The organism is Treponema sp., from assembly GCF_045657965.1.
In the GTDB taxonomy this organism is placed as follows: domain Bacteria; phylum Spirochaetota; class Spirochaetia; order Treponematales; family Treponemataceae; genus Treponema_D.
Window position 1 is genome coordinate 1 of sequence record NZ_JAZOUG010000267.1, and the last position, 2101, is coordinate 2101.

Sequence of the window (2101 nt, forward strand, 5' to 3'; positions counted from 1 at the left end):
AGACCAGATTGGCTGGAGTTTTCTTTCTGACAAAGAAACAGCCGGAAAAATGATTTCAACAGTTATGGTAAAAGTTAAAGACGGCTATGATATTGACAATATTGCAGGTCAGATTCAGCGTAAAGTAAAAAAAACACAGGCTGTTAAAACAAAAGCAATGACCAGCGGAATTGCTTCAAGTCTTTCAAGTTTCTCAAAAATCACAGGTCTTTTAATGATTGTTGTCTGGATTTTATGTCTTATAATTCTTGCAGTTGTTTCAACATTAATTACAGGAGAACGGAAAAAAGAATTTGCTGTTCTTCGTGTAATGGGTGCAAGCAAAAAAAAGCTTTCCCGACTTGTTACAGCAGAATCTGTTTTAGTAAATGCAGCAGGTTCTTTAAGCGGTATTATAATTGCAGTTTTATGCATTTTACCGTTTCATTCACTAATTAAGGAAGCGATTGGTCTGCCTTTTTTACTTCCTGATTTTTTTAAAACTCTCGTTCTTTTGATATTAAGTCTTTTACTTTCTGTGATTTTTGGCTGTCTTACAAGTTCATATTCAGCACATAAAATCTCAAAAATTGACACAGGAATTATTTTACGCGAAGGAAACTAATGACATGAAATTAACGGCAACAAATTTATCAAAAAAATATTACCGGCCGACAAAAAACTCTTCACATTTTGAAGCAGTTAAGACTGTTGATTTTGAACTTGAAGAAGGAAAACTCACTGAAATTACAGGCCGCAGTGGAAGCGGAAAATCTACCCTTCTCTACATGCTTGCAGGTCTTTTAAAGCCAAGTTCAGGAAATGTTTTTTTAGACGGAAAAGACTTATACACCCTGAAAGATGATGAACTTTCCTTCTTAAGAAACGAAAAATTCGGTGTCATTCCGCAGGGAGTTACAGGACTTTTTTCACTGACAGTTCTGCAGAATGTACTTGCACCTGCTTCAATTTACAGAGATACAAAAAAATATGAAGAAAAAGCACGGGAACTTCTCGAACTTGTTGGAATTTCAGAACTTGCAGACAGCAAAATGACTGAACTTTCCGGCGGAGAATTAAGGCGCATGGCAATTGCCAGAAGTCTGATTATGGATCCACAAATCATTTTTGCGGACGAGCCGACCGATGATCTTGACGATGAAAATACTAAAGCCGTTCTTGAATTATTGCAGAAAACGGCTCATTCAGGAAAATCTGTACTGCTTGTAACACACGAAGCAAGTGCTGCTGATTATGCTGACAAAATCTACAGAATGGATTCCGGCAACTTTAATCTTTTATAAGCTCTAATGCACTGTCTGCAGCAATTTTTCCGAAAACACAGAAATCGGCTACGGCATTTCCACCCAGACGTTCAGCTCCGTGTATACCGCCAGTAACTTCACCTGCTGCAAAAAGCGCATCAACTGCTTTTCCGGATTTATCGATTACCTGAGCTTTTTCGTTAATTTTCAGACCGCCCATCGTATGATGAACAGCAGGCTCAATTTCAATTGCATAAAACGGACCATTTTCCAATGTACGCTCCATACTGGCTGGATTCCGTCCAAAATCAGCATCATTTTTATTTTTAACGAATGAATTGTATAAAGCAGTTGTTGTCTGAAGTTCATCAGAAGGAATAGAAAGTTTATCTGCAAGTGCCGAAACAGAGTCTGCTTCAGTAAGAAAACCAGCCTTTGCATAGCCATCAATTGCTTTCAGGGAATCGCGGACACTCTGATCAAAAATAAGCCATGCTGTTTTACCGGAACCTTTTAGAATAGCAGAAGAAACAATATCCCGTGTTTCCATTTCGTTGATAAAGCGTCTGCCTTTTTTGTTGACAAGAATAGCTCCGTTTCCGCGGACAGCTTCTGTAATCATCATTCCAGTACCTTTTACAACAGTCGGATGAATCTGAATCTGCTCCATCTGAACAAGTTCTGCATTGAATTTTTCTGTCATTGCAAATGCATCCCCTGTTGCTCCTTTATGATTGGTCGTACCAAATCCTTTTAGAGACGGACAATAATATTCAACCATTTCAGAATTTGCTGCAAAACCGCCTGTTGCAATAATCACAGCCTTTGCCAGAATCGTGTATTCTCCGTTTTCTGTT

Annotated in this window: 3 protein-coding genes; 2 read left to right on the plus strand and 1 reads right to left on the minus strand. The window is 38.4% G+C overall.

Annotated elements, in window-relative coordinates; genetic code table 11:
- The coding region (locus ACKI5B_RS10035; RefSeq protein WP_407428332.1) for an ABC transporter permease at positions 1–604 on the plus strand (604 nt) is incomplete at its 5' end.
- A gap of 4 nt (positions 605–608) precedes the next feature.
- Positions 609–1283 carry an ABC transporter ATP-binding protein gene (locus ACKI5B_RS10040; RefSeq protein WP_407428334.1) on the plus strand — a complete coding sequence of 225 codons (675 nt, stop codon included), beginning with the start codon at positions 609–611 and terminating at the stop codon, positions 1281–1283.
- Here the strand turns inward: ACKI5B_RS10040 and ACKI5B_RS10045 are convergent.
- A partial coding sequence (locus ACKI5B_RS10045) for a flavocytochrome c (protein WP_407428336.1) occupies positions 1270–2101 on the minus strand: 832 nt, incomplete at its 5' end. The genes ACKI5B_RS10040 and ACKI5B_RS10045 overlap by 14 nt on opposite strands.